Here is a 3,419-nt window from a genome sequence, read left to right as displayed (position 1 = left end):
TCAACACCTTCACCATCATTTTGAAGTTCGATGTCATCGGTCTGACCTAAAATGTCTTCACCTTCGCTTTGCACGTGTATCCCGCCGCTGCCGTCGAACTCGATGTCGAGTCTACCGTCGTTCTCGAAGTCGATGTCGTCGGTCTCAACGTCGACCTCGTCACCGTGCTTCTCGGCCTCGAAGTCGTCGAACTCGACGTCGAGGTCGTCACCATCGGATTCGAAGTCCAGGTCGTCTGCATCGCTCTCGACCTCGAGCGCGTCGTCGTCCTGTTCGATTTCGTGGTCGTCGAACTCGATGTCGAAGAGGTCGTTTGCCTCGTCGGCCTCGAAGTCGAGGTCGTCTTCATCGTCCTCGACTTCGACCACGTTGTCGTCCTTCTCGATTTCGTGGTCGTCAGTCTCGATGTCGACCTCGTCCCCGCCGTCGTGACTCTCGAAATCGAGGTCCTCGTCGTCATCTTCGACTTCAAGGTCGTCGCCGTGCTGTTCGATTTCGTGGTCCTCGACTTCGATGTCGACCTCGTCGTCTCCATCGGACTCGAAGTCGAGGTCTTCGTCGTCGTCTTCGATTTCGACGTCGTTGCCGTCTTGTTCGATCTCGCTATCCTCCGTGTCGATGTCAATCTCGTCGCTCTCGTGATTGGCGGCTACCGACGTAGCAAAACCGGCAGTAACCAAGCTGAGCGAGAGGAAGACGATCAGTACAAATCGGAATTTGTGTTTCATCAGATATCATCTCGTCGTCTATCACCCCACGGTTAGGATAGAATCGCTCGCGTCCATCGCGGGATGGAGTCGCCCCGCATCCATCACAGGATAGAGTCACCTCGAGTCCACCCAGACTGTGGGCAGGTAATCAATTGCAGTGCGTACAGATAAAGATAAAATAACTGATTGGTCACTATCTGTAAATATCGCTACAGAGTGAGTCTGAGGGGAGAGAGTAACGCGCGAGACGGTTACTCACCGTCTGGGAACTACGAACTACCTCACCGTCTGGGTACCATGAACTACCCGTGAGAACAGACCGGATTGGTGTACGGTTGCGTTCGGAGACCACCCCTGTGAGAAACGCGCGCACTCTGGCCGCAGCGTACAAGCCCAGTAGTTCAACGCCCGCGTCAGTGTGGGCAGGGGTACTCGCCGGGATTGCTTCGCTCCTATCGAGCCTAACACACATTAGTGTGCGCGTTGTTAACACTAGTATAATGCCCGAAATCACCATCTCAGAAGAACTCTACAGACAACTACAGGCCGAATCTAGCGGTGGGGATATCGAAACGTCGTTGTGGAGAATGGTCGCAGTGTACCGACGGTTGAACCATCCAGAAGCAGATAGCGAGTGAACTTGCCCGGTGGTACGTGGAGAGACCGTTGGTCTCTTGCCCCCTTGGAGAGGACCTCTTCAGTGACCCCAAGACACTCACTTCTACCGCTGTAGATGCCACGGCACCTGCCGTGGCGGATAGTGTGCGGGTATCGAGCGTCGATTAAACTCAAGACCTTTACCCCATCGTGGCATATACTAACACAGTGAGTCGCTATGTGCCATCACGGGTATCGGTTCACTGAAAACGAACAAGAGTTGGAGGAACACCTTGTGGACGTTCCGGAAACGGAATCCGAAGAAGAGCGCCCAGAAGAGGTGTATCACCTTCCACTAGACGACTAAGCTGTCCAGTGGAGTTCACCAGATAGCTGTGTATTTTCACACCACCGTTAGCCGACTCGTCGCCCCAGTGTAGACCAAGGAGCGGCCGGCCGCAAATGTCCGCAAGTGGCTCTGTTGGAATCCTATTTGGTCAATATTTTCCCGCTGAAATAGCCGTTAGGTAGGTGTGCGACTCTCACAAGGACAAGGAGTGAGTCCAAGGTCATCGGGTCGGCCAGCAAAGGCATCTCAGGCAGTTCGTGTCAAAAAGAACTTAATAGCACATCCGCTCGCTAGTCATAGAGATGAGGGATCTAGAAGAAGATCAAGAGATTGAACGAGCTATTCAATATCTGGTGCATTCGTTCGAAGCCTCAGGAGATAACCCGAAACCGGTGATCCTCCACAGTATAAGAGTGGGAATGAATCTTTACGACAGAGGTTATGAAAAGCACATCGTCATCTCTGGTCTTCTCCACGATCTGTTAGAAGATACAGATGTAACTTCCGATGAGATTCATTCGAAGTTCGGGAAAGACGTTGCAAATATCGTGGAAGCCACTAGTTTCGACGAGAATATCGACGACTATCTCGAAAGACACTACGATATTTATAAAAGGTGCTTTGGGCTGGGAAGAAACGCGGTAGCTGTTAAAGCTGCGGATATTTTAGATAACAGTGATTACTACGGCTTAGGAGATTCGGAAGAACTGGAAAAGAACCAGATCAAAAAGGTGGAGTATTTCATTGACAAATCAGAACCATATATCGGGGACGAAGACATATTTCAGGAACTCAATGACAAGTTCCCTATTGTGAAGGAACGCATTGAAAGCTGATGTCGCTCAACAGGCCAAGTGAATCGCTTGCTCCACGAACTGGAGCAATTGTGCTCGTTATTACTTATCATATATCTCGAAATTGCTATTCATAGCAGAAATGCTATAGAGGCGTTAGAAAGAAACTCTAGAATAGGACTATGAGCGTAAACCTCCAGCGGCTTGGACAGGCGGAGGTACCGGAGATTGCCACAACACTTCGTAACGCCGGAATCGCAGGTGCTGGTGGAGCAGGGTTCCCGACGCACGCGAAGTGGGAACGCCTCGATGAGGTATCGTTTCTCCTCGTAAACCACCAGGAGAGCGAGCCAGTCTACTACATCGACAAGTGGTTAGGCAAGACCCACACAGAGGATTTGGCGTCGTTATTCGACGCACTCCTCGAAGAAACGCTCGAGTTGATCGTCATCTGCGCCAAAGAGACCAACCAAGCGCAATGGATGGGAGAACTCGACGCTGCCTTGGACGGGACAGTATACACGGCAGAACAGCTACCGATTGACCCAGCCGACGAGTCGGGTGTGGTGTTCGCATACACCGACGACAGATACGAGTACGGGATGGAGAGCGTCCTGCTCAGACTCGTCGCCGACGTCGTCCTGCAGAACGAGTTACCGATGGACCACGGATGGATTGTCCAGAACACCGAAACGATGTTCAACATCTTCCACGCGCTGGACAAGGGCGAGACCGTGACGCGGAAGTTCGTCCACGTCGACGGAAACGTCCCTCGCCACCGATTCCTCGAAGTTCCGGTCGGAACGCCAGCCACGACACTTCTTGACGCCGCCGGTAGGAAGTCCGCGGAACTGGACGACGACGAAACGCTCGCCGACGGTGGTCCCGGTTGGTGTTTCGAAGTCGAGGGGCCACCTGCTGAGTTCGGCGTGAGCAAGCGGACCAACTGTGTACTTGCACTCGCCAAGG

2 protein-coding genes and 2 pseudogenes are annotated in these 3,419 nt (G+C 52.6%); 3 read left to right on the top strand and 1 reads right to left on the bottom strand.

Annotated features, from left to right (window positions below; all coding sequences use genetic code 11):
• Positions 1-728 (bottom strand): annotated as a pseudogene (locus QT222_RS04140) (hypothetical protein); the annotation flags it as partial.
• Positions 729-1,210: 482 nt separating this feature from the next.
• On the opposite strand from QT222_RS04140, the gene QT222_RS04135 reads away from it, so the two are divergent.
• The 3 genes and pseudogenes from QT222_RS04135 to QT222_RS04125 form a co-directional block, all read left to right on the top strand.
• Complete coding sequence (locus QT222_RS04135; protein WP_169330965.1) at positions 1,211-1,348, top strand: DUF8556 family small protein; 138 nt, start codon at positions 1,211-1,213, stop codon at positions 1,346-1,348.
• A gap of 610 nt (positions 1,349-1,958) precedes the next feature.
• Positions 1,959-2,492, top strand: coding sequence for an HD domain-containing protein (locus tag QT222_RS04130; protein WP_004061092.1), 534 nt, complete (start codon positions 1,959-1,961; stop codon positions 2,490-2,492).
• A 140-nt stretch (positions 2,493-2,632) separates the two neighbouring features.
• Positions 2,633-3,419, top strand: a pseudogene (locus QT222_RS04125) (NADH dehydrogenase subunit); the annotation flags it as partial.

It is taken from the genome of Haloferax sp. s1 (genome assembly GCF_058382125.1).
This window is presented reverse-complemented; position numbering and strand designations above follow the sequence as displayed.

Excerpts from the sequence above, each read along its gene's own strand:
- QT222_RS04135 (WP_169330965.1), top strand. The coding sequence starts at position 1,211 with ATGCCCGAAATCACCATCTCAGAAGAACTCTACAGACAACTACAGGCC.
- QT222_RS04130 (WP_004061092.1), top strand. The coding sequence starts at position 1,959 with ATGAGGGATCTAGAAGAAGATCAAGAGATTGAACGAGCTATTCAATAT.